Annotated in this window: 20 protein-coding genes; 10 read left to right on the top strand and 10 right to left on the bottom strand. The window is 72.6% G+C overall.

Translation table 11 applies throughout. The annotated features are described in order from the left end of the window. Positions 1 to 110 precede the first annotated feature (110 nt). Genes V6U82_RS11820 through V6U82_RS11805 form a run of 4 tightly spaced genes read right to left on the bottom strand, consistent with a single transcriptional unit; the run spans position 111 to position 3,562 of the window. Positions 111 to 821 (bottom strand): ABC transporter permease, encoded by a 711-nt coding sequence (locus V6U82_RS11820; protein ID WP_334460920.1) that lies wholly within the window; start codon positions 819 to 821, stop codon positions 111 to 113. Beyond that, the gene (locus tag V6U82_RS11815) at positions 821 to 1,780 is read right to left on the bottom strand and encodes an ABC transporter ATP-binding protein (RefSeq protein WP_128136844.1); all 960 of its coding nucleotides are present in this window, start codon (positions 1,778 to 1,780) and stop codon (positions 821 to 823) included. The genes V6U82_RS11820 and V6U82_RS11815 overlap by 1 nt, the downstream gene beginning before the upstream one ends. Beyond that, complete coding sequence (locus V6U82_RS11810; protein WP_128136843.1) at positions 1,777 to 2,655, bottom strand: ABC transporter permease; 879 nt, start codon at positions 2,653 to 2,655, stop codon at positions 1,777 to 1,779. The genes V6U82_RS11815 and V6U82_RS11810 overlap by 4 nt, the downstream gene beginning before the upstream one ends. Further along, positions 2,648 to 3,562, bottom strand: a complete 915-nt coding sequence (locus V6U82_RS11805; protein WP_128136842.1) for an ABC transporter ATP-binding protein — start codon at positions 3,560 to 3,562, stop codon at positions 2,648 to 2,650. Before V6U82_RS11805 ends, V6U82_RS11810 begins: the two co-directional genes overlap by 8 nt. A gap of 164 nt (positions 3,563 to 3,726) precedes the next feature. Here V6U82_RS11805 and V6U82_RS11800 point away from each other — a divergent pair, with 164 nt between their 5' ends. The 4 genes from V6U82_RS11800 (at position 3,727) to galT (ending at position 8,966) form a co-directional block, all read left to right on the top strand. Then, positions 3,727 to 5,271, top strand: a complete 1,545-nt coding sequence (locus V6U82_RS11800) for a glycosyltransferase family 2 protein (protein ID WP_334460910.1) — start codon at positions 3,727 to 3,729, stop codon at positions 5,269 to 5,271. Positions 5,272 to 5,400: 129 nt separating this feature from the next. Beyond that, complete coding sequence (cysC, locus tag V6U82_RS11795) at positions 5,401 to 6,930, top strand: adenylyl-sulfate kinase (RefSeq protein ID WP_334460909.1); 1,530 nt, start codon at positions 5,401 to 5,403, stop codon at positions 6,928 to 6,930. Between the two features lie 177 nt (positions 6,931 to 7,107). Beyond that, on the top strand, positions 7,108 to 7,896 hold the full coding sequence (locus tag V6U82_RS11790; RefSeq protein ID WP_334460908.1) for a DeoR/GlpR family DNA-binding transcription regulator: 789 nt from the start codon (positions 7,108 to 7,110) through the stop codon (positions 7,894 to 7,896). Continuing rightward, complete coding sequence (galT, locus tag V6U82_RS11785; RefSeq protein ID WP_334460907.1) at positions 7,893 to 8,966, top strand: galactose-1-phosphate uridylyltransferase; 1,074 nt, start codon at positions 7,893 to 7,895, stop codon at positions 8,964 to 8,966. Before V6U82_RS11790 ends, galT begins: the two co-directional genes overlap by 4 nt. 198 nt (positions 8,967 to 9,164) lie before the next feature. On the opposite strand, the gene V6U82_RS11780 is transcribed toward galT, so the two are convergent. Continuing rightward, positions 9,165 to 10,382 (bottom strand): NADP-dependent isocitrate dehydrogenase, encoded by a 1,218-nt coding sequence (locus V6U82_RS11780; protein ID WP_120573189.1) that lies wholly within the window; start codon positions 10,380 to 10,382, stop codon positions 9,165 to 9,167. A gap of 139 nt (positions 10,383 to 10,521) precedes the next feature. Here V6U82_RS11780 and V6U82_RS11775 point away from each other — a divergent pair, with 139 nt between their 5' ends. Beyond that, complete coding sequence (locus V6U82_RS11775; protein ID WP_334460906.1) at positions 10,522 to 11,328, top strand: MBL fold metallo-hydrolase; 807 nt, start codon at positions 10,522 to 10,524, stop codon at positions 11,326 to 11,328. A gap of 137 nt (positions 11,329 to 11,465) precedes the next feature. On the opposite strand, the gene mdh is transcribed toward V6U82_RS11775, so the two are convergent. Both mdh and V6U82_RS11765 read right to left on the bottom strand, forming a co-directional pair. Then, positions 11,466 to 12,416: a malate dehydrogenase gene (gene mdh / locus V6U82_RS11770; protein WP_120573187.1), complete on the bottom strand. Its 951-nt coding sequence runs from the start codon at positions 12,414 to 12,416 to the stop codon at positions 11,466 to 11,468. A 98-nt stretch (positions 12,417 to 12,514) separates the two neighbouring features. Further along, on the bottom strand, positions 12,515 to 13,378 hold the full coding sequence (locus tag V6U82_RS11765; protein WP_334460905.1) for a bifunctional methylenetetrahydrofolate dehydrogenase/methenyltetrahydrofolate cyclohydrolase: 864 nt from the start codon (positions 13,376 to 13,378) through the stop codon (positions 12,515 to 12,517). A 390-nt stretch (positions 13,379 to 13,768) separates the two neighbouring features. Here V6U82_RS11765 and V6U82_RS11760 point away from each other — a divergent pair, with 390 nt between their 5' ends. The 5 genes from V6U82_RS11760 to V6U82_RS11740 all read left to right on the top strand — a co-directional run bounded on the left by V6U82_RS11760 (position 13,769) and on the right by V6U82_RS11740 (position 19,425). After that, positions 13,769 to 15,367, top strand: a complete 1,599-nt coding sequence (locus V6U82_RS11760; protein WP_128138431.1) for a peptide ABC transporter substrate-binding protein — start codon at positions 13,769 to 13,771, stop codon at positions 15,365 to 15,367. A gap of 88 nt (positions 15,368 to 15,455) precedes the next feature. Next, positions 15,456 to 16,394: an ABC transporter permease gene (locus V6U82_RS11755; protein WP_128138430.1), complete on the top strand. Its 939-nt coding sequence runs from the start codon at positions 15,456 to 15,458 to the stop codon at positions 16,392 to 16,394. Between the two features lie 18 nt (positions 16,395 to 16,412). Continuing rightward, positions 16,413 to 17,369, top strand: coding sequence for an ABC transporter permease (locus tag V6U82_RS11750; RefSeq protein ID WP_071097812.1), 957 nt, complete (start codon positions 16,413 to 16,415; stop codon positions 17,367 to 17,369). Positions 17,370 to 17,375: 6 nt separating this feature from the next. Next, positions 17,376 to 18,413 carry an ABC transporter ATP-binding protein gene (locus V6U82_RS11745; protein WP_334460904.1) on the top strand — a complete coding sequence of 346 codons (1,038 nt, stop codon included), beginning with the start codon at positions 17,376 to 17,378 and terminating at the stop codon, positions 18,411 to 18,413. Continuing rightward, positions 18,397 to 19,425 (top strand): ABC transporter ATP-binding protein, encoded by a 1,029-nt coding sequence (locus tag V6U82_RS11740; RefSeq protein ID WP_334460903.1) that lies wholly within the window; start codon positions 18,397 to 18,399, stop codon positions 19,423 to 19,425. The genes V6U82_RS11745 and V6U82_RS11740 overlap by 17 nt, the downstream gene beginning before the upstream one ends. 221 nt (positions 19,426 to 19,646) lie before the next feature. Here the strand turns inward: V6U82_RS11740 and V6U82_RS11735 are convergent, their stop codons facing one another. The 3 genes from V6U82_RS11735 to purN form a co-directional block, all read right to left on the bottom strand. Beyond that, positions 19,647 to 20,105 carry a hypothetical protein gene (locus V6U82_RS11735; protein ID WP_334460902.1) on the bottom strand — a complete coding sequence of 153 codons (459 nt, stop codon included), beginning with the start codon at positions 20,103 to 20,105 and terminating at the stop codon, positions 19,647 to 19,649. Between the two features lie 144 nt (positions 20,106 to 20,249). Next, on the bottom strand, positions 20,250 to 21,824 hold the full coding sequence (gene purH, locus V6U82_RS11730; protein ID WP_334460901.1) for a bifunctional phosphoribosylaminoimidazolecarboxamide formyltransferase/IMP cyclohydrolase: 1,575 nt from the start codon (positions 21,822 to 21,824) through the stop codon (positions 20,250 to 20,252). Further along, positions 21,821 to 22,441: a phosphoribosylglycinamide formyltransferase gene (purN, locus tag V6U82_RS11725; protein ID WP_128138792.1), complete on the bottom strand. Its 621-nt coding sequence runs from the start codon at positions 22,439 to 22,441 to the stop codon at positions 21,821 to 21,823. Before purN ends, purH begins: the two co-directional genes overlap by 4 nt. Positions 22,442 to 22,498: the final 57 nt, after the last annotated feature.

Here is a 22,498-nt window from a genome sequence, read left to right as displayed (position 1 = left end):
TGTTCCCCCCGTGTCGGTGTGCGTACCCCCCGCAAACTAACAGCCCGGACGCGGGGGGGGGGACCCCGTTTCCCGGCGCTCGTGCCGGAAAACGGGTTCCGCCCCGGGGTTCAGCTCGTCTCGCCGGCCACGCTGAACGAGCGCAGGCGGTCGATCGCCAGCACCGTGAACCCGACCGCCACCAGGGCGGTGAGCACCGCCGCCACCGGCACCGAGACGGTGGTGCCGAGCAGCGGCGTCGGCGCCATCCGGTCGGCCAGGGCGATCACCCACTGCTGGATCGACAGCACCCGGGTGCTCCCGACGAACCGGCCCAGCAGCCCTTCCCAGATCAGCACGTAGACCAGGCCGAGCAGCACGGGCCGCCGGGTCACCAGGCTGAGCGCCAGGAACAGCGCCGAGTACGCCAGCGCGCCCGCCGCCGAGGCGGCGACAAGTGCGAGTCCGAGGCGTACCGAATCGGCGAGCACGCCCGCGACGTAGATCGGGACGCCGACGGTGACCGCTGTGACGCCGGCCGCGACCGCCAGCTTCGGCAGCACGATCTGCCAGCGCGGCAGCGGCTTGGTGAGGATGTGCACGACCGTGCCGTCGTCGATCTCCGCGCCGAGCACGCCGGTGCCCACGATCAGCGCCACGACCGGCAGCACCACCGCGAGGCCGAGGCCGACGAGCACCGGCGGGCCCCACTCGCCCGGGTCGACGCCGAGCGACCGGCACAGCACCGCCAGGCCGATCAGGACCAGCGGCAACGGCAGCAGCATGAGGAACCGGCTCCGGCCGAACAGGCCACGCGCGGTGATCCAGGTGACTGTCGACATCATGCCTCCACCAGATACGAGAAGACGCTCTCCAGCGACTCGTCCTCCGGCAGGAGCTGCCGGACCCGGATGCCGTGCCGGAGCGCGATCCGGGGCAGTGCCCGGGTGAACGCGCCGTAGTCGCCGGCCTTGACGGTCAGGCCGGTACGGTCCAGCTCGACGCCGGAGACCGACGCCTCGGCCATCAGCGCCACCGCCAGCGCCCGGTCGTCGGTGGAGCGCACCGCGAACACGTGCGGCCGGTTGGTCATCAGGCGGCGGATGGTCCGGTAGTCGCCGGAGGCGGCGAGCCGGCCGGCCACCATCACCTGGACCGTGCCGGAGACCTGCTCGACCTCCTCCAGGATGTGCGAACTGAACAGGATGGTGCGCCCCGCGTCGCCGAGCCGGTGCAGCAGCGCCATCATGTGCAGCCGCTGGCGCGGGTCCATCCCGTTGAACGGCTCGTCGAGCAGCAGCACCTGCGGGTCGTGCACGAGCGCGGCGGCGACCCGGGTGCGCTGCCGCATGCCCTTGGAGTAGGTGCCGATCCGCCGGGTCTGCGCGTCCTCCATCTCGACCAGCTCGATCGCCCGCCGGGCGGCGGCCTCCGGGTCGGGCAGCCGGTGCAGCTTGGCACTGGCGAGCACGAACTCGTACGCGCTGAGGAACGTGTGCACCGCCTCGCGCTCGCTGACCAGGCCGAGACGCCGGTAGACGGCGGGGTTGCGCCAGGTCGGCTCGCCGTCCAGCGTCACGGTGCCCCGGGACGGGGACAGGAAGCCCGCCATCATGTGCAGCAGCGTGGTTTTCCCGGCGCCGTTGGGGCCGAGCAGGCCGGTCACGCCGGGGCCGAGCCGCATGGTGACGTCGTTGACCGCCACCACGTTGCCGTACCAGCGGGAGACACCGGCCAGGTCGAGCGTGCTCGTCGCGGCGGCGGGCGCACCGGCCGCCGACTGGGTGCTGATCGCCGTCATCGGGCGGCCACCTTCCGGTATCGCAGGAGCAGCAGGCTGACGCAGGCCGCGACCAGCAGCACGGCGACGGCCGCGTAGACCGGCCCGAATTCGCCGATCGGCATGCCGCCGCGGCCCTGGGTCAGCCGGTCACCGAGGGCCCAGTTGCCCACGCCGCCGACCAGCGTCGGCGGGGAGGCGAGGAAGGCCAGCTCGTTGACCGTGGACGACGGCAGGATGGACAGCACGCCGACCACCGGCGTGGTCATCAGGAAGACCGCCACGATGCCGCCGGCGGCGAACGCGCGCTTGCCGGTGAGCGAGGCGACCAGCAGGGCGATCGAGGCGAACACCACCGCCCAGAGCCCGGCGTACAGCAGCCCGGGCAGCAGGTCGAGCAGTTCGTCCCACACCCCCCGGACGCCCCGGTTCGTGGTGAACGCGGCGCCGAGGAACATCACCAGCTGCGGGCCGCCGAGCAGCAGCCACAGCGCGGTGACGAGCGCCAGCAGCTTGGACAGGGCGTAGTCGCCGCGCGGCAGCGGCCGGGAGAAGTACAGCGGCAGCACGCCGCTGCGCAGGTCGCGGGAGACCAGCTCGGGCGCGGCCACCGCGGCGAAGAAGATGACCAGCCAGCTCATCGCGTCGGCGAACTGGGCGTACGTCATCACCACCTCGCCGATCTGGCTGCGTACCGCGGTGACCCCGGCGGCCACCACGGTGACCACGGAGACGACCAGCCAGGGGAAGATCTTGGCCTTGGCGCTGCGGCCCAGCCCGAAGACGGTACGCACGCCGTGCAGGTAGAGCGCGCCGAAGACCTGCCGGCGGCCGAGCCGCGGACCGGTGTAGCGCTGGTAGCCGATGTCGTGGATGACCCCGGTCGCGTCAGACATGGCTGGGCTCCCTCGCGGCGAAGAGTTCGGCCACCCGGTGCCGCCGCTGGTCCAGCCGGTGCAGCGGCAGGTCCAGCTCGGCGACCGCGCCGAGGATCTGGTCGTAGGTGGCGTCGTCGGCGAGCGGGACGAGCAGCAGCCGCCCGTCGCGGGTCACCGGCAGGTCGAGCGCGGCGAGCCGGGCGGCCAGTTCCTCGGTGCCCTCGCTCACCTCGACGGCGAGCACGTCGGTGGCGGTGGTCATGGCGGACACCCGGTCGGCGCGCAGCAGCCGGCCGCCGTCGACGGCGACGAGCGTGTCGCAGATCCGCTCCACCTCGCCGAGCAGGTGCGAGCAGACCACCACCGAGATGCCGAACTCGGTGCCGATCCGGTGGATCAGCGCGAGCATGGCGTCCCGGCCGGCCGGGTCGAGGCCGTTGGTCGGCTCGTCGAGCAGCAGCAGATCGGGATCGTGTACGAGCGCCTGGGCGAGCTTGACCCGCTGCTTCATGCCGGTGGAGTAGCCACCGACGGCCCGGTGCCGCTCCTCGTGCAGACCGACGTGGCGCAGCGCCTCGGAGGCCCGTTCCCGGGCGACGGTGCGCGGCAGCCCGCTGATCCGGCCGAGGTGGGTGACCAGCTCGGCGGCGGACAGGTCGGGCGGGAGGGCGTCGTGCTCGGGCATGTAGCCGACCCGGGCGCGGACCGCGGCCGGGTCGGTGGTGGGGTCGAGGCCGAGCACCTGTACCCGGCCGCTGGTCGGCGGGAGCAGACCCAGCAGGATCTTGATCAGAGTGGACTTGCCGGCGCCGTTCGCGCCCACCAGCCCGATGATCCCCGGCTCGACCGACACGGTGAGGTCGGCCAACGCGGTGACCCGGCCTCCGTACGTCTTGGTCAGCGACTCGGTCGCGAGCAGTGTCACGCCGTTCAGCGTAGAACTCCGGCGCTGGCCCGGAGCCCTTCCCGACCCCTGCGATCCCCTGATCCTCGGCCGCCGCGGCCCCTAGGTGGCGGGAACGGGGTGGCGGGGTGGCGACCGCTCGGGGAAGCTGCCACCGTGTGCGGGCGGACTCGACGGGGGACGACATGAGCGGCGGCGCGGACCTGCTGGTGAGCGTGGTGGTGCCCACGTACAACTGCGGCGCGAACCTCGATCCCCTCGTCGCGTCGCTGCCGAAGCAGGGGCTGCCGTCCAGCTCGTACGAGGTCGTCTTCGCCGACGACGGGTCGACCGACGGCACCCCGCAGCGCCTGGACGAGCTGGCCGCCGCCGACCCGCACGTGCGGGTGCTGCACCTGGAGCACTCGGGCTGGCCGTCGCACCCGCGCAACCAGGGGCTGGAGCAGGCACGCGGCGAGTACGTCTTCTTCGCCGACGACGACGACTGGTTCGGTGACGAGGCGCTGGCCCGCCTGCACGCCTGCGCCCGGGACCACGACGCGGACATCGTCGTCGGCCGGATGATCGGACACCGGCGGGGTGTCCCACGGGAGCTGTTCCGGGAGAACCGGTTCGACGCCACGCCCGCGAACGCGCCCCTGGCCGACAGCATGACCTGTCACAAGCTGTTCCGGCGGTCCTTCCTCGACCGCCACGGGCTGCGGTTCCCCGAGGGCCACCCCCGCCGCCTGGAGGACCACCGGCTGATGGCGGCGGCCTACCTGCGCGCCGGGCGCGTCTGCGTGCTGGCCGACCACCCGTGCTACCACCACGTCCGCCGGGTGGACGCGGGCAACGTCACCGCCACCCGGATGGACCCGGCCGAGTACTACGCGGCTCTCCGGGAGGCGCTGGACATCGTGGACGCGCACCGGCCGCCCGCCGCGGCCCGCCTCCGGCTGCACCGGCGCTGGCTGCGCAAGGAGATGCTGAGCCGGCTGCGCGGGCAGGCCCTGCTGAGCGCGCCGGAGCAGTGGGCCGACCAGGTGGCCGGCGAGGTGGGCCCGCTCGTCGAGGAGCGTTTCACGCCGGAGGCGGTCGCCGGGCTGCCCCCGATGTTCCAGGTGCTCGCGCACCTCGCCGCGCAGGGGCGGGTGGCGGACCTGCGCCGGCTGGCGGAGTGGGAGGTGGGCGTCCGGGCCCACGCCTCGGTCGACGGGTGGCGGGTCGAGGGGCGGACGTTGGCTGTCACCGTCTCCGCCGGCCTGCGCGCGGGTGACGAGCCGCTGCGCTTCGACGACCAGGGGCTGCCGGTGCTCCCGGTGGCCGAGGCGGTGCCGGCCGGGGTCGTGATGCGGGCCGGTGGGGCGAGGACCGACGTTGTCGTGCGCCGCCGGGAGACCCGGGAGGAGTTCTTCCTGCCGGTGGCCGCCACCACCGAACGGGTCGGGAGCGGCGAGGTGCGCCACCGCAGCACCGCCACAGTCGACTTCGCGACACTCAACGGTGGCCGGACCCGGGGCACCTGGGACGTCCGGGCCCGGGTGATCCAGGCCGGCTGGGCGCTGGACGCCCGTCTGCCGCTCGTGGTGCGCTGCGCGGCCGACGGCGCTCCGCCCCGGGTGGAGGACTCGCGCCGGCTGCCGTCCCGGATCCGCCGCGCGGTCCGTCGGATACGGGACCGCGTGCTCGGCCGGTCGGCGCGCGCCGGCAGCCGTTCGCACGATCGACCCGCGGCGGCCCGCCGGTAAGGATTCGGTGACCCCGGTTCGTCCTCGGCACGGTCGCCGGACACGCGATCACCGGGAGGCCGGGTGGCGCTCTCGACCGATCGCCGGTGGGCTGCGAAACTGTGTGCCGGCCGGTGAGTTGGGGGTTCGATGAGCAACGGGTGGCTGCTGCCCGAGGACGTTCTGCGGGATGCGCCGTCGTACGCGCCCAGACCCGCTGAGCTGGCCGATCTCCAGTTGTTGCTGAGTGGGGCGTACGCACCGCTCACCGGCTTCATGAGCCGGGCCGACCTGGCCTCGCTGAACCGGCGCGGCCGGCTGGCCGACGGCACGCCGTGGCCGGTGCCGGTGACGCTCCAGGTGCCGGCGGCGCTCGCCGACGGGCTGGACCCGGCCGACCCGGCCCGCCGGGCGGTGGTGCTCACCGACGGCGAGGGCGCACCGGTGGCGGCGATGGACGTGACCGACGTCTGGCCGGGCCGTGAGGGCATGGTGGGTGTCGGCGGCGCGGTGCGCCGCCTGGGCGACGGCGGCCACGGGCCGTTCCAGCGGCTGCGGCGCGGCCCCGACGAGGTACGCGGGTTGTTGCCGCCGGGCCGGGTGCTCGGCGTGTTCGCCGACCGCCCGCTGCACCGGCCGCAGCTGGCGCAGATCGCGCACGCGGCCCGTACGCTCGGCGCGCACCTGCTGGTGATGATCCCGGTGGGCGAGGAGTCGATCGGCGGCCTGCCGGCCGAGTCGCTGGTACGCAGCGTGTTCGCCGCCCGCGACCGGATGCCCCCGGCGACGCTCGTGGCGGTGCCGCTGGCCCGGCGACGCGACGAGATCAGCGACGCGCTGCTGCGGGCCCGGGTCGCCGCCGCGTACGGGGTGACCCACCTGCTCTCCACCGAGGGCATGCTCTCCGGTGCCGGCCTGCGCGTGCTGGTGCCGCGCGAGCTGGCCTATGACAACCGGGACGGGCAGTGGCGCTGGCGCGAGGACATCCCGCCGCGCAACCGGCGGCTGGCGCTGAGCACGCGCGAGATCGACGACCTGCTGGACCGGGGTTTTCCGCTGCCCGAGTGGCACACCCCGCCGGCGGTGGCGAAGGAACTGGCCCGGGCCCGCCCGCCGCGGCGGCACCGGGGCCTGGTGATCTTCCTGACCGGCCTGTCCGGCTCGGGCAAGTCGACCATCGCCCGCGGGCTGGCCGATGTGCTCCGCGAGCAGGGCGACCGCACGATCACGCTGCTCGACGGCGACGTGGTGCGGCGGGAGCTCTCCGCCGGGCTGGGGTTCAGCAAGGCCGACCGGGATCTCAACGTGCGCCGGATCGGCTGGGTGGCCGCCGAGATCGCCCGGCACCGGGGCGTCGGCATCTGCTGCCCGATCGCGCCGTACGCGGCGGCCCGTGCCACCGCCCGGGAGATGGCGGAGACGGTCGGGGCGGGCTTCCTGCTGGTTCACGTGGCGACGCCGCTGGCGGTCTGTGAGCAGCGCGACCGCAAGGGCCTGTACGCCCGCGCCCGGGCCGGCCTGATCACCGGGATGACCGGCATCGACGACCCGTACGAGGAGCCCACCGACGCCGACCTGGTGGTGGACACCTCGGACCTCAGCGTCGAGGAGGCCATCGGGAAGGTGATGGAGCACCTGACCGAGACCGGCTGGGTGGAGCCCCGCCTCCAGCCCGCCTGACCGTCTCACCGCCGGGCCCGTCCCGGCCTGCGAGCACCTCGACCGCCGTCGTCCGGCCTTCCGGACGGCGGCGGTCTCGCATTGCCCCTCGCTGCGCGGTAGTGTTCGTCTTTGTTGGAACACGTTCGACCGCGTGGAGTGCCCGCGTGGCCGGTGAGGCGCGGAGGTGAGCCGGGAATGCTGGCGCGGCAGCGGCAGACGGCCATCCTGGAACGACTGCGCCGCGCCGGTGGCGTCCGGGTCACCGAGCTGGCGGCCGAGTTCGGCGTCTCCGACATGACCATCCGGCGCGACCTGGACACGCTGCACGAGCAGGGCCTGCTCGCCAAGGTGCACGGGGGCGCGACGCCCGCCGGCCCCGGCTCGACCGACGAGCCCGGCTTCCACGCCAAGTCCGTCCGCCAGTCCGCCGAGAAGGCCGCCATCGCCGAGCACGCCGCGGGGCTGGTCCGGCCCGGCGCCGCGATCGCGCTCTCCGCCGGCACCACCACCGCCGAGCTGGCCCGGCGGCTGGTGGACGTGCCCGGCCTCACAGTGGTGACCAACTCGCTGCCGGTGGCGGAGGCCCTGCACGTCGGAGGCCGGCCGGACCAGACGGTGGTGCTCACCGGCGGCGTCCGCACGCCGTCGGACGCGCTCGTCGGCCCGCTCGCCGTGGCCGCGATCGCCGCCCTGCACCTGGACCTGCTCTTCCTCGGCGTGCACGGGATCAGCGAACGGGCCGGTTTCACCACGCCCAATCTGATGGAGGCGGACACGAACCGGGCACTCGTGGCAGCGGCGGACCGGCTGGTGGTGCTCGCCGACCACACCAAGTGGGGCACCGTCGGCATCTCGTCGATCGTGCCGCTGGACGCGGCGGACGTGCTGGTCACCGACGACCGGTTGGCACCCGAGGCCCGACGGGTACTCGACGACAGGGTGGGTGAGCTGGTGACGGTGCCCACGACGAGGGGGGCGGAGTGAAGCGTACGCAGATCGCGCTGGCCGACGGCCGCGAGCTGATCTACTTCGACGAGCGGGACGACGCGGTCCGCGACCAGCCGGACCGCCGCGACCTGCCCCCTCCCCCGCCCGCCTCCCAGCTGCGGTACGACCCGCTGACCGACGAGTGGGTGGCGGTGGCGGTGCACCGGCAGACCCGCACCTTCCTGCCCCCGGCCGACCAGTGCCCGCTGTGCCCGTCCCGGGGCGAGCGGCACAGCGAGATCCCGGCACCCGACTACGACGTGGTGGTCTTCGAGAACCGGTTCCCCTCGCTGAGCCAGCGGGTGGCCGACGAACCGGCCGAGATCACCCCGTTCACCCCGGTACGCCCCGGGCGCGGCAGGTGCGAGGTGGTCTGCTTCACCGACGACCACAACGCCTCGTTCGCCCGGCTGTCCCCGCGGCGGGTCCGGACGGTGCTGGACGCGCTCGCCGACCGCACCACCGCGCTGAGCGCGCTGCCCGGCGTGGAGCAGGTCTTCCCGTTCGAGAACCGGGGCGTGGAGATCGGGGTGACGCTGCACCACCCGCACGGGCAGATCTACGCGTACCCGTTCGTCACGCCGCGCACCCGGACCATGCTGGCCGCCGCCCGGCGGCACACCGACCGCACCGGGGGCAACCTCTACGCCGACGTGCTGGCCGCCGAACGCGCCTCCGGCGACCGGGTGGTGACGAGCAACGAGCACTGGACCGCGTACGTCCCGGCGGCGGCCCGCTGGCCGTTCGAGGTGCACGTGGCGCCGCACCGGCCGGTGCCGGACATCCCGGCGCTCGACGACGCCGAGCGGGACGCCTTCGGGCCGCTCTACCTGGACCTGCTGCGCCGCTTCGACGGGCTGTTCGACCTGCCGATGCCGTACATCGCGGCCTGGCACCAGGCGCCGGTACGCATCGACCGGGAGCTGGGCCACCTGCACCTTCAGCTGTTCAGCATCCGGCGGGCCAAGGACAAGCTGAAGTACCTGGCCGGGTCGGAGTCCGGCATGGGCGTCTTCATCAACGACATCGCCCCGGAACGCGCCGCCGAGCTGCTGCGCGCCGCCTGAGCGGGGGGTGCGCGCCCGCACAACAGGGCGCGGGGGGCCCGGGACAGGGCCCCCCGCAAGGGAAGGGACGGCTGGACGAGACTGGCATCGCGTCCACCCGGTACAACGAGCCCGGCCCGGACCCGGTGACGCACGGACCCGGACACGACGGAGCCCGCCGGCGTGTGCCGGCGGGCCCGTGGTGATCGACGGGAGTGATCAGGCGGCGAGCTTGCGCGCCAGGTTCTCGTCGAGCGCGTTCATGAACTCGTCGGTGGTCAGCCACGGGGCGTCCCGCGAGATGAGCAGCGCGAGGTCCTTGGTCATCTGACCGCCCTCGACGGTGTCCACGATGACCTTCTCCAGCGTGTTCGCGAACTCGGTGACCGCCGGGGTGCCGTCCAGCTTGCCCCGGTGGGCCAGGCCCCGGGTCCAGGCGTAGATCGAGGCGATCGGGTTGGTCGAGGTCTTCTCGCCCTTCTGGTACTGCCGGTAGTGCCGGGTGACGGTGCCGTGCGCCGCCTCGGCCTCGACGGTGCGGCCGTCCGGGGAGAGCAGCACCGAGGTCATCAGGCCGAGCGAGCCGAAGCCCTGCGCGACGGTGTCGGACTGCACGTCACCGTCGTAGTTCTTGCACGCCCAGACGTACCCGCCCTCCCACTTGAGCGCGGCGGCGACCATGTCGTCGATCAGCCGGTGCTCGTAGGTGAGGCCGGCCGCGTCGAACTCGGCCTTGAACTCGTTCTCGAACACCTCGGCGAAGATGTCCTTGAACCGGCCGTCGTACGCCTTGAGGATGGTGTTCTTGGTCGACATGTAGACCGGGTAGTTGCGGTCCAGGCCGTACCGGAACGAGGCGCGGGCGAAGTCCCGGATCGACTCGTCGTAGTTGTACATGCCCATGGCGATGCCGCCGCCGGGGAAGTTGGCGACCTCCATCTCCATCGGGGTGCCGCCGTCGGCCGGGGTGTAGGTGATGGTCACCGTGCCCGGGCCGGGGACGACGAAGTCGGTGGCCTTGTACTGATCGCCGTGCGCGTGCCGGCCGATGATGATCGGCTTGGTCCAGCCCGGGACGAGCCGCGGCACGTTCGACATGATGATCGGCTCGCGGAAGACCACGCCGCCGAGGATGTTGCGGATGGTGCCGTTCGGCGACCGCCACATCTTCTTCAGGCCGAACTCCTCCACCCGGGCCTCGTCCGGGGTGATGGTGGCGCACTTGACGCCGACGCCGTGCTCCTTGATGGCGTTGGCGGCGTCGACCGTGACCTGGTCGTCGGTGGCGTCACGGTGCTGGATCGACAGGTCGTAGTAGTGCAGGTCGACGTCGAGGTAGGGCAGGATCAGCTGCTCCCGGATCTGCTTCCAGATGATCCGGGTCATCTCGTCGCCGTCGATCTCCACGACCGGGTTGTTTACCTTGATCTTCGCCATCGGCCGGCGCTCCTCTCGGGGGACACGTGCTCAAGCAGTACGAGCGTACTGGAAACTGGCCGGCAGTCCCCAGGCGGCCCGGGTGGGCCGCCGGAAAAGCGGGCTGCGCCGCGCCGCGGCCCGCTGGCATCATCGGCCGATGCCACGCAGTCGCACCCTCGGGTCTATCACGGTCACCGCGCTCTCCGACGGTGAGGGGCCCTTCTTCCAGCCCCGCGGCGAGGCGTTCCCCGGCGCCACCCAGGCGCACTGGCAGGCGGCCGACCGGCTCGACCCGGGTGCCGTCACCGACGACGGCCGGTGGTGGCTGCGGTTCCGCGCGTTCGCGGTGCGGGCCGGCGACGGACCGGTCACGCTTGTCGACGCCGGCATCGGCCCGGCCGACTCACTGGCCGCGAGCTGGGCGCCGGTGCCGGGCCGCCTGCCGGCCGAGCTGGCCGCCGCCGGGATCGACCCGGCCGACGTACGCACCGTGGTCCTCACCCACCTGCACACCGACCACGTGGGCTGGGCCGGCCCGCTGTTCCCGAACGCCGACCACCTGATCCAGCGCGCCGAGGTGGACGCGCTGGAGCTGTTCCACCCGGAACTGCCGGCCCGGCTGCTGACGCCGTTGCGCGCCGCCGGCCGGCTGCGGGTGGTCGACGGCGAGACACCCCTTACCCCGGGGGTACGACTGCTGCACACGCCCGGCCACACGCCGGGTCACCAGTCGGTGCTGGTCGAGGCGGACGACGAGCGCCTCCTGATCACCGGCGACCTGCTCGTGCACGCGATCCAGTTGGCCGACCCGGAGCTGGCATACGCCCACGAGGTGGATCCGGACACGGCCCGCCACTCCCGCACGACCCTGCTGGCGACCCTCTCCCCCGCCGTCCTGGCCACCCCTCACCTGACCGCCCCCTTCACCCCCCACCCACCCCCGCCCTCCCCTGGTCGATCATGAAGTTGACCGCCTTGTCGATCTCTATTTCCGCCGTCAACTTCATGATCGACGGGGAGAACGGGGAGGACGGCGGGCGGGTGGGACGGCAGAAGGCCCGTCGGCGCGTGCCGGCGGGCCTTCTGTGCAGTGGTCGGGCGTCACATGCTGGCGACGTCGCCCTGCTTGGCGCGGACGGCCTCGGCGGCCTCCTTCAGCGCGGCCAGCTCGTCGGCGTCCAGGTCGGTCTCGACGACCCGCTTCACGCCCTCGGCACCGATCTCGGCCTCGACGCCCAGGTAGACGCCGGAGATGCCGTACTCGCCGTCGACCCAGGCGCAGACCGGCATGACGGCGCCGGAGTCCTCGGCCACGGCCTTCGCCATCCGGGCCGCCGCGGCGGACGGGGCGTAGTACGCGGAACCGGTCTTCAGCAGCGCGACGACCTCCGCGCCACCGTTGCGGGTCTTGACGACCAGCTCCTCGATCTGCTCGGCCGGCATGACGTCACGCAGCGGCTTGCCGTTCACGGTGCTCTTCGACGGCACCGGGACCATGGTGTCGCCGTGCGAGCCGAGCGTCAGCGTCCGTACCGACTTCACCGGTACGCTCAGCGCCTCGGCGACGAAGTTGGTGAAGCGGGCGGTGTCCAGCATGCCGGCCTGGCCGAGCACCCGGTTCTTGGGGAACTGGGTGGCGAGCTGGGCCAGCGCGGTCATCTCGTCGAGCGGGTTCGACACCACGATGACGACGGCGTTCGGGGCGTACTTGGCGACGTTCTCGGAGACCTGCCGGACGATCTTGGCGTTGGTCTCCAGCAGGTCCATCCGGCTCATGCCCGGCTTGCGCGGCAGGCCGGCGGTGATGACGACGACGTCCGAGCCCTCGATGGCGTCGTAGCCCTCGCCGTTCGGGCCGGTGGTGACGCCGACGACCTTGGTCTCGAAGCCCTCGACCGCGCGGGACTGGTTGAGGTCGAGCGCGAGACCCGCCGGCTTGCCCTCCACGATGTCGGTGATGACGACGGTGTCGAAGACGTCGTACTCGGCCAGGCGCTGTGCGGTGGTGGAGCCGTAGAATCCGGCGCCGACGACAGTGACCTTCTTACCCATGGTCGTCCCACTCCCTGATACCAGTCGGTTTTCCGGACCGTATCAGCCATCCTGGCACCGATCGGGCCAGGGGCGGACGGTTATGACCTGGGTGGGTGTCAGCCCGCCCGCTCGGCCCGTTCGACCACGTTCGTCAGCAGCATCGCCCGGGTCATCGGGCCGACGCCGCCGGGCATCGGCACCACCTTGCCGGCGACCTCGGCCACCTCCGGGTCCACGTCGCCGGTGTAGCGGCCCTTGCCGTCCTCGCCGATGACCCGCGTGATGCCGACGTCCACCACCGTCGCGCCCGGGTTGATCATGTCGGCGGTGAGCAGTCCGGGCACCCCGGCGGCGACGATGACGACGTCGGCGGCGCGGGTGTGCGCGGCCAGGTCGAGCGTGCCGGTGTGGCAGAGCGTCACTGTGGCGTTCTCGCTGCGCCGGGTCAGCAGCAGGCCGAGCGGGCGGCCGACCGTGTTGCCCCGGCCGACGACGGCCACGTTCGCGCCGCGCAGCGGCACGTCGTGCCGGCGCAGCAGCTCCACGATGCCGCGCGGCGTGCAGGGCAGCGGCGCGTCGTACCCGAGGACGAGCCGGCCCAGGTTGACCGGGTGCAGCCCGTCGGCGTCCTTGTCCGGGTCGATCGACTCCAGCGCGCGCTGGGTGTCGAGGTGCCCGGGGAGCGGGAGCTGGACGATGTAGCCGTGGCAGGCCGGGTCGGCGTTCAGCTCGGCGAGCGCCGCGTCGAGCTGCTCCTGGGTGGCGTCGGCCGGCAGTGTGACACGCAGCGAGGCGATGCCGACCTCGGCGCAGTCGCGGTGCTTGCCGTTGACGTACGCCTGGGAGCCGGGGTCCTCCCCGACCAGCACCGTGCCGAGTCCGGGGGTGATGCCGCGTTCCGCGAGCGCCTTGACCCGGGCTCGTAGCTCGTCCTTGATCTCCGCCGCGGTGGCCTTGCCGTCCAGGATCGTCGCCGTCACGTCGTGATCGTCTCACGGCCCCGGGCGAGCCCGGACGACGACGGCCGACGATCACGCTGCGCAACGTGCCCTAACTCACGGAGAGTGACCAGTCACCGGGACGCGGCACCCCGGACGCACCCGGGGAGGCAGCTACCGGACAGACGAGCCAGACGCCTCAGATGCTCCGGGCACGCCCTGACCCGGCCACCGACGACGAAGAAACGACCAGCAAGAGGCCGGGTCTAGCACGCAGCGACGGCAGCGGCAAGGCGCGCCAGACACGATCCGTCATCAGTTGACCACGCACCAGTTGTCGACGGGCCGGATCGCGACCTACCGTTACCGCTCGTTGCGCAGAGTCACCCAGCGTCGGGACGACAGCGCAGCGTGAGGAGATGAGGAGACTCCATGCGTGTTCGTAGGCTCGCGGCCTGGGCCGCGCTCCCGCTCGCGGTGACGCTCGGCCTGACGGCCTGCGGCTCGGGCGGTGGCGGTGGCGGTGCCGGCGACTCCGACGCGGCCGTGCGTATCGAGATCGCCGAGCCGCAGCACCTCGTGCCGACAAACACCAACGAGACGAGCGGCTCCCAGGTCCTGTCGGCCCTGTTCAGCCCGCTCGTCGACTACGACGAGGCGAACAAGCCGCACGAGGTGGCAGCCGACTCGGTGACGACGTCCGACAACAAGGTCTGGACGATCAAGCTGAAGCCCGGTTACACGTTCCACAACGGCGAGAAGGTCACCGCCGACAACTACATCGACGCCTGGAACTACGGCGCCTACGCGCCGAACGGCCAGAACTCCAGCTACTTCTTCGAGAAGGTGGCCGGCTACGACGACCTCCAGGGCGAGAGCCCGAAGGCGACGACGATGAGCGGCCTGAAGAAGGTCGACGACCTGACCTTCACCGTGACGCTCAGCCAGCCGTACGTGGACTTCAAGTCCATGCTCGGCTACACCGCCTTCTACCCGCTGCCCGAGGCGGCCTTCTCCGCTCCGGGCGTGCTCGCCGAGGGCTACGAGCAGGCGCCGATCGGCCAGGGCCCGTTCAAGATGAAGGGCAACTGGCAGCACGACGCCAAGGTCGAGGTGGAGCGCTACGACGCGTTCCCGGGCCAGCAGCCCAAGGTCGGCGGCGTCGAGTTCCGCATCTACCAGCAGCCGACCGCCGCGTACGCGGACGTGCTGTCGGACAACCTCGACGTGATCAAGACGATCCCGACCGAGAACCTGTCGACCGCCGCGACCGACCTGGGTGACCGCTTCCAGCAGAGCCCGGCCTCGTCGCTGCAGGTGCTGGCCTTCCCGACGTTCCAGGAGGAGTTCAGCAAGCCCGAGGTGCGCAAGGCGATCTCGATGGCGATCGACCGGGACGAGATCACCAAGTCGATCTTCAAGGACTCGCAGCAGCCGGCCCGCTCGTTCGTCTCGCCGGTGGTCGCCGGTTACCGGGAGAACACGATCGGCACCGCCGGCGCGTTCGACCCGGTCAAGGCCAAGGCCATGTACGAGGCCGCGGGCGGCCCGAAGAAGATCGAGCTGTCCTACAACGGCGACGGCGGCCACAAGGACTGGATCGACGCCACCTGCAACCAGCTCAAGGCCAACCTGGGCGTGGACTGCGTCGGCACCGCCGAGCCGAAGTTCGCGGACCTGCTGACCAAGCTCAAGCAAAAGCAGCCGGTCGGCCTGTTCCGGATGGGCTGGGTCATGGACTACCCGTCGATGGAGAACTACCTCGGCCCGCTGTACAGCACCACCGGCTCGTCGAACTACTACGGCTACAGCAACCCGGAGTTCGACAAGCTGCTCGCCGAGGGCGCCCGGGCGGCGACCGAGGACGAGGCGATCAAGAAGTACCAGGCGGCGGAGGACCTGCTCGCGCAGGACATGCCGGTGATCCCGCTGCGGTACGGGCAGAACAACTTCGGCCACTCGACCAAGGTCAAGAACGTCCACGTGGACCTCTTCGACCGGGTGGACCTGCTGAAGATCGAACGCGCCTGACACCCCGCTGACGGGCCGGGCCACCCCCACGGGTGGCCCGGCCCTCGCATTGGCACGCATTTAGCCCGGTTTCGGCAGACTTGCCAGCATGCTCCGGTTCATCCTGCGGCGACTGCTCCAGATGGTCCTCGCCTTCTTCGGGACCACTCTGATCGTCTACGCGCTGATGTTCGCCGGGCAGGGCGACCCGATCCAGGCCCTCGCCGGGGAGCGGCCGGTGACCGCCGCGCAGCGGGCCTACCTGACCGAGAAGTACCACCTGGACGCGACAGGCGTCGGCGGCTTCTTCTACCGCTACTTCGACTATCTGGGCGGCCTGGTCCAGGGTGACCTCGGGCAGTCGCTGACCGGGCGGCAGATCAGCGACATCCTCGCCGCCGCCTGGCCGGTCACCGTGAAGCTCGCGGTGATCGCGATGGCGGTGACGGTGATCTTCGGGGTCACCGCGGGCGTGATCGCGGCGATCCGGCGCTCCGGCGTGTTCGACCACGCCACGCTCGTGCTCACGCTGCTGGTTCTCGGCATCCCCACGATCGTGCTGGCCCCGCTGGCCCAGTACTTCCTCGGCGTACGCTGGCCGGTCTTCCCGCCCACCGCCGGAGCCCAGCCGTCCTTCTACGCGCTTCTGCTGCCAGGCATCGTCCTCGGCTCGCTGTCCCTGGCCACCGCGCTGCGGCTGACGCGTACCTCGGTGACCGAGAACCTGCGTGCCGACTACGTCCGGACCGCCCGCTCCAAGGGCCTGCGGCGACGCCGGATCGTCGCCGTGCACGTCCTGCGCAACTCGCTCATCCCGGTGGTCACCTTCCTCGGCGTCGAGCTGGGCAACCTGATGGGCGGCGCGATCATCACCGAGGGCGTGTTCAACGTCCCGGGCGTCGGCTTCAACCTGTTCCGCGGCATCCGCACCGAGGACGGCCCGCTGGTCGTCGGCATCGTCAGCGTGCTCGTCGTGGTCTACCTGCTGTCCAACCTGGTGGTGGACGTGCTCTACGCCGTCCTCGACCCGAGGATCCGCTATGAGTGAGCGCAGCGAGGTGCCGCAGTGAGCGACTTCGAGACAGTGGCGGCCACGGAGAACCAGGCCGCGCGGCGCGGCGTCTCCGGCGAGCCGGGCACGCCGGGCCGGGCCGGGCGGCCGGACCGGGCCCGCAGCCTGGCCGGCGACGCCTGGCGGGACCTGCGCCGCAACCCGGTCTTCTGGATCAGCCTGCTCCTGGTGGTGCTGGTCGCCGCGATGGCGGTGGCGCCCGGGCTGTTCGCCGCCAACGACCCGCGCGACTGCGTGCTGTCGCGGCAGCACGCCGGGCCGTCCGGCGGAGCCATCTTCGGGTACGACTTCCAGGGCTGCGACACATTCGCCCGGGCGGTCTACGGCGCCCGCGCCTCGCTGCTCGTCGGTGCGTTCTCCGCGCTGATCACCGGTGTGATCGCCCTCGTCGTCGGCATGCTCGCCGGCTACTTCGGCGGGTGGGTCGACGCGGTGCTGTCCCGGGTGATCGACATCGTGCTCGGCATCCCGCTGCTGCTGGCCGCGATCGTGCTGCTCAAGCGCGTCAGCACGAGCGGCGACACGGTACGGCTGTTCGCGGTGATCCTCGTCCTGGCGCTGCTCGGCTGGACGACGGCGGCCCGGGTGGTCCGCTCCTCGGTGATCACCGCCCGGGAGCAGGACTACGTGGCGGCGGCCCGGATGCTCGGGGCGGGCAACGGCCGGATCATGTGGCGGCACATCCTGCCGAACGCGCTCGCCCCGGCCATCGTGGTGCTCACCATCGCGCTCGGGTCGTTCATCGCGGCCGAGGCGACACTGAGCTTCCTCGGCATCGGGCTGAAGGCGCCGACCATCTCCTGGGGCATCGACATCGACGCCGGCCGGGTGCACATGCGGGAGTCGGCGACGCCGCTGATCGTGCCGTCGACGTTCCTCGCCCTGACCGTGCTCGCCTTCATCATGCTCGGCGACGCGATCCGCGACGCCTTCGACCCGAAGCTCCGGTGACTTCTCATGACGCAGAACGCGGTCCGGCCCACGCCGGCCTCACCCACCCCGCCCGGCGGGCACCTGCTGGAGGTACGGGACCTGCACGTCGAGTTCCGCACCCGCGAGGGCGTGGCCCGCGTGATCAACGGGGTGACGTACCACCTGGACGCCGGTGAGACGCTCGCGGTGCTCGGCGAGTCCGGCTCCGGCAAGTCCGTCACCGCTCAGGCGATCATGGGCATCCTGGACACCCCGCCCGCGTACGTGCGCGCCGGGCAGATCCTCTACCAGGGGCGGGACCTGCTCACCCGGCCGGAGGAGGAACGCCGGCGGATACGCGGCGCCGAGATCGCGATGATCTTCCAGGACGCGCTGTCGGCGTTGAACCCGGTCTTCCCGGTCGGCTGGCAGATCGGCGAGTCGCTGCGCGAGCGGGCCGGGATGTCGCGGGCCGACGCGCGCAGGCGCACCGTCGAGCTGATGGACCTGGTCCGGATCCCGGCCGCGGCGAAGCGGCTCGGCGACTACCCGCACCAGTTCTCCGGCGGCATGCGCCAGCGGGTCATGATCGCCATGGCCCTGGCGCTCGACCCGAAGGTACTGATCGCCGACGAACCGACCACGGCGCTGGACGTCACCGTGCAGGCGCAGATCATGGACCTCCTGGCCGACCTGCGCCGCGACCTCGGCATGGCGCTCGTCCTCATCACCCACGACCTGGGCGTGGTCGCCGGTGTGGCGGACCGGATCGCGGTCATGTACGCGGGCCGGATCGTCGAGCACGCCGACGTGCACGCGTTGTACCGGGCGCCGGCCCACCCGTACACCAAGGGGTTGCTGGAGTCGATCCCGCGCCTGGACGTGCGCGGCCAGGCGTTGTCCAGCATCCGTGGGCTGCCGCCGAACCTGATGGCGATCCCGTCCGGCTGCCCGTTCCACCCCCGGTGCCCGTACGTCCAGCAGGTCTGTGTGGACGAGGTGCCGCACGACCTGGTGCTCGGCGACGGGCGGACCAGCGCGTGCCACTTCGCCCAGGAGGTGCACGATGACCGCGACGGCTGAACCCGCCAAGGTGCGCGGCGAGACGATCCTCGCCGTCGACCAGCTGGTCAAGCACTTCCCGATCAGCCGGGGCGTGCTGTTCAAGAAGACCATCGGCCAGGTCAAGGCCGTCGACGGCGTCTCGTTCGAGCTGCGGCGCGGCGAGACGCTCGGCGTGGTGGGCGAGTCCGGCTGCGGCAAGTCCACGCTGGCCCGGCTGCTCATGCGCCTGGAGACGCCCACCGCCGGGCGGGTCACGCTGGAGGGGCGCGACCTGCTCCGGGCCGGCGGTGCCGACCTGCGCCGGCTGCGGCGGAACATGCAGATGGTGATGCAGGATCCGTACACCTCGCTGAACCCGCGCATGACGGTCGGCGACATCATCGGCGAGCCGTTCGAGATCCACCCGGAGGCCGCCCCGAAGCGCAGCCGGCGGCAGCGGGTGCAGGAGCTGCTGGACGTGGTCGGCCTCAACCCTGAACACGTCAACCGGTACCCGCACCAGTTCTCCGGCGGCCAGCGGCAGCGCATCGGCATCGCCCGGGCGCTCGCGCTGCGGCCCGAGATCATCGTCTGCGACGAGCCGGTGTCGGCCCTGGACGTCTCGATCCAGGCCCAGGTGATCAACCTGCTGGAACAGCTCCAGGACGAGCTGGGGCTGTCCTACATCTTCATCGCGCACGATCTGTCTGTGGTGCGGCACATCTCCGACCGGGTGGCCGTGATGTACCTGGGCCGGATCGTGGAGATCGGCACCGAGGAGCAGATCTACCAGCGCGCGACCCACCCGTACACCCAGGCGCTGCTCTCGGCGGTGCCGGTGCCCGACCCGGAGGCCCGCGACCGGCGGACCGTCATCCGGCTCACCGGCGACGTGCCCAGCCCGGCCGAGCCGCCCTCCGGCTGCCACTTCCGGACCCGCTGCTGGAAGGCCGAGGAGGTCTGCGCGACCCAGGACCCGCAGGCGGTGCCCCGCGCGGCGGACCCGCACCCCAGCGCCTGCCACTTCGCCGAGGTACGTACCAAGGCGTGACGACGAAGGCCCCGTCCCCCGGAGGAAGAGGGGGCGGGGCCTCCGATGCGGGCACGCGTGCGGAAGGCGAACCCGGGACGAACCCGAGGCCCACCCGGCGGCGTGAGGCGCGCCGCCGTACCGGTGGACGGCAGCTCGCGGCGGAACCGCCGGGTCGACGCGGCGGGTTCCGGTGCGGCGCGAGCGCGGTGTCCCGGTGCGGGCTACGGGTTCGGTGCGGCTCAGGCGGCCGGCGGGGCGCGCGCGGCGAGCGGACCGCGCGGCGGCAGCGGCACGACCGGGGGCCGGGGCGCCGGTACGACGGGTTCCGGCGCGGCCGGGCCGGCCACGCGCGGGAGCGCGGCCGGGTCCAGGTCGTCCGGTCCGTCGGCGTAGCCGAGGCCGCCGCCGTGGCCGTGCCACGGCCCGGCGGCGAGCTCCGACCAGGAGATTCCGGGGTACGCGGCACGCAGCGCGGCCGGGCTCGTTCCGCTCGCCGAGGCGGCAGCAGCAGCGGGCTGCGCGGCGGCGGGCGCTTCGGCATGTGGTGCGGTGGCGGGAGCGGACCGCGCGGCGGTGGCGAGCGCTTCGACGACCGCGGCGGCCGGCGCGGTGACCGCGGGCGCGGTGGCCGATCCGAGTCCGGCCAGGACGAACGCCAGCGTGACGACGACGGCGGTCAACCGGTCGCGAACGCGCATGGCACACCTGCCGGGCTCACAGACAGCGGAGACGGTCGATCGTCGCCGCGCACACGCTAGCAACCGCCTCCGGCGGCGGGCAACGGCACGGCGTCCGGGTGGGTCCGCCCTGTGGACGGCTGACGCACCCGGACGCCGGACCGGTCAGTGGAAGAAGTGCCGGGTGCCGGTGAGGTACATGGTCACGCCGGCCGCCTTGCAGGCCGCGATGGTCTCCTCGTCCCGGATCGAGCCACCCGGCTGGACGATCGCACGCACCCCGGCGTCGATGAGGATCTGCGGGCCGTCGGCGAACGGGAAGAACGCGTCGGAGGCGCAGACCGAGCCGCGGGCCCGCTCGTCACCGGCCCGGCTGACCGCGAGCCGCGCCGAGTCCACCCGGTTGACCTGTCCCATGCCGACACCGACTGTGGCGCCGTCGCGGGCCAGCAGGATCGCGTTGCTCTTGACCGCGCGTACCGCCCGCCAGGCGAACGCCAGGTCGCGCAGGGTCGCTGCGTCGGCCGGGTCGCCGGTGGCGAGCGTCCAGCCGGACGGGTCGTCGCCGGGCGCGTCGACGGCGTCCCGCATCTGCACCAGCACGCCGCCGCTGACCTGCCGCCACTCGGCCGGCCGGGTGGCGAACGCGGGCGCCCGCAGCAGCCGGATGTTCTTCTTGGCCCGCAGCACCTCCAGCGCGCCCTCGTCGAAGCCCGGCGCCACGAGCACCTCGGTGAAGATCTCCGCGACCTGACCGGCCAGCTCCACGCTCACCGGCCGGTTCACCGCGATCACACCGCCGAACGCGGAGACCGGGTCGCAGGCGTGCGCCTTGCGGTGCGCCTCGGCCACATCCGCGCCGACCGCGATGCCGCACGGGTTGGCGTGCTTGATGATCGCCACCGCCGGCTGGTCCGGGAAGTCGTTCGCGGCCCGCCAGGCGGCGTCCGCGTCGACGTAGTTGTTGTAGGACATCTCCTTGCCGTGCAGCTGCTCGGCCTGGGCCAGCCCGGCCGGCGCGCCCGGGTCGGTGTAGAGCGCCGCCGCCTGGTGCGGGTTCTCGCCGTACCGCAGCACCGCCTGGCGGCGCAGCGCCAGCCCGGCGAACTCCGGCCAGCCGTCCTCGGCCGGCGACACAGTGGTGGCGAACCAGTCGGCCACCGCGACGTCGTAGTCGGCGATGTCGGCGAACGCGCGGGCCGCGAGCGCCCGGCGCCGGGCCAGGGTGAAGCCACCCTCGGCGAGCGCGGCCACCACCGCCGGGTACGCGGCCGGGTCGGTCACCACCGCCACCGAGGCGTGGTTCTTCGCCGCGGCCCGCACCATCGCCGGACCGCCGATGTCGATCTGCTCCACGCACTCGTCGGCGTCGGCGCCGGAGGCGACAGTGGCCTGGAACGGGTAGAGGTTGCTGACCAGCAGGTCGATGCCGGCGATGCCGTGCTCGCCGAGCTGCGCGGTGTGCGCGTCCTTGCGCAGGTCGGCGAGGAGGCCGCCGTGGATCTTCGGGTGCAGCGTCTTGACCCGCCCGTCGAGGATCTCCGGGAAGCCGGTGACCTGCTCGACCGGCGTCACCGGCACCCCGGCGCCGGAGATCGTCGACGCGGTGCTCCCGGTCGACACGATCTCCACACCGGCCTCGTGCAGGGCGCGGGCCAGCTCGGCCAGGCCGGTCTTGTCGTAGACGCTGACCAGCGCGCGCCGGATCGGGCGGCGGCCGGCGTCCTCAGTGGCGTTCACGGGATGGTGACCTTTCTGCCGGTGATCGTCCAACCTTCACGGACCAGGCGGCCGACCTGCTCGACGAGCTGGCGCCGCTCGGCGGACTTGATGCGCTCGGTGAGCGTGTCCTCGTCGTCGTCGTCGTGCACCGGCACGGCGACCTGGGCCACGATCGGGCCGGTGTCCATGCCGGCGTCGACGAAGAACAGGGTGGCCCCGGTGACCTTGACGCCGTACGCCAGCGCGTCGCGGGGGCCGTGGATGCCGGGGAACGCCGGCAGCAGCGTGTTGTGCGTGTTGAGGTAGCGGTCGCCGAACGCGGCCAGGAACTCCGGGCCGACCAGCTTGAGGAACCCGGCGCTGATGACCAGGTCGGGCCGGTGCTCGGCGACCCGCGCGGTGAGCGCCTTGTCCCAGTCGGCGCGGGTGGGGTGGTCCTTGACCCGCTCGACGAAGGACGGCACACCCGCGGCGGCGGCCCGGTCCAGGCCGGCGATCCCGTCCCGGTCGGCGCCGACGGCGACCACCCGGGCGCCGTACCCGGGGTCGGCGGTGGCGTCCAGCAGCGCCTGGAGGTTGCTGCCGGAACCGGAGACGAGGACGACGAGGCGGGCGACGGACGCGGGCTCGGTCACCGGGCAACCCTATCGGGCAGGTCAGGCGGCCCGGCCGCGGGGCGGCAGCCCATCGGG

This window comes from Micromonospora sp. CPCC 205554, from assembly GCF_036902745.1.
GTDB classification, from domain to species: Bacteria; Actinomycetota; Actinomycetes; order Mycobacteriales; family Micromonosporaceae; genus Micromonospora; species Micromonospora tulbaghiae.
The sequence above is the reverse complement of the archived record's forward strand: the minus strand, read 5'-3'. Positions and strand labels throughout refer to the sequence as shown.

What these genes read in the sequence shown, in the direction of transcription:
- V6U82_RS11755 (WP_128138430.1), top strand. Translation starts at nt 15,456, where the DNA reads ATGCTCCGGTTCATCCTGCGGCGACTGCTCCAGATGGTCCTCGCCTTC.
- mdh (WP_120573187.1), bottom strand. Translation starts at nt 12,416, where the DNA reads ATGGGTAAGAAGGTCACTGTCGTCGGCGCCGGATTCTACGGCTCCACC.
- V6U82_RS11790 (WP_334460908.1), top strand. Translation starts at nt 7,108, where the DNA reads ATGCTGGCGCGGCAGCGGCAGACGGCCATCCTGGAACGACTGCGCCGC.
- V6U82_RS11740 (WP_334460903.1), top strand. Translation starts at nt 18,397, where the DNA reads ATGACCGCGACGGCTGAACCCGCCAAGGTGCGCGGCGAGACGATCCTC.
- V6U82_RS11745 (WP_334460904.1), top strand. Translation starts at nt 17,376, where the DNA reads ATGACGCAGAACGCGGTCCGGCCCACGCCGGCCTCACCCACCCCGCCC.
- V6U82_RS11800 (WP_334460910.1), top strand. Translation starts at nt 3,727, where the DNA reads ATGAGCGGCGGCGCGGACCTGCTGGTGAGCGTGGTGGTGCCCACGTAC.
- V6U82_RS11810 (WP_128136843.1), bottom strand. Translation starts at nt 2,655, where the DNA reads ATGTCTGACGCGACCGGGGTCATCCACGACATCGGCTACCAGCGCTAC.
- V6U82_RS11760 (WP_128138431.1), top strand. Translation starts at nt 13,769, where the DNA reads ATGCGTGTTCGTAGGCTCGCGGCCTGGGCCGCGCTCCCGCTCGCGGTG.
- cysC (WP_334460909.1), top strand. Translation starts at nt 5,401, where the DNA reads ATGAGCAACGGGTGGCTGCTGCCCGAGGACGTTCTGCGGGATGCGCCG.
- V6U82_RS11775 (WP_334460906.1), top strand. Translation starts at nt 10,522, where the DNA reads ATGCCACGCAGTCGCACCCTCGGGTCTATCACGGTCACCGCGCTCTCC.
- V6U82_RS11780 (WP_120573189.1), bottom strand. Translation starts at nt 10,382, where the DNA reads ATGGCGAAGATCAAGGTAAACAACCCGGTCGTGGAGATCGACGGCGAC.
- V6U82_RS11815 (WP_128136844.1), bottom strand. Translation starts at nt 1,780, where the DNA reads ATGACGGCGATCAGCACCCAGTCGGCGGCCGGTGCGCCCGCCGCCGCG.
- V6U82_RS11820 (WP_334460920.1), bottom strand. Translation starts at nt 821, where the DNA reads ATGTCGACAGTCACCTGGATCACCGCGCGTGGCCTGTTCGGCCGGAGC.
- V6U82_RS11735 (WP_334460902.1), bottom strand. Translation starts at nt 20,105, where the DNA reads ATGCGCGTTCGCGACCGGTTGACCGCCGTCGTCGTCACGCTGGCGTTC.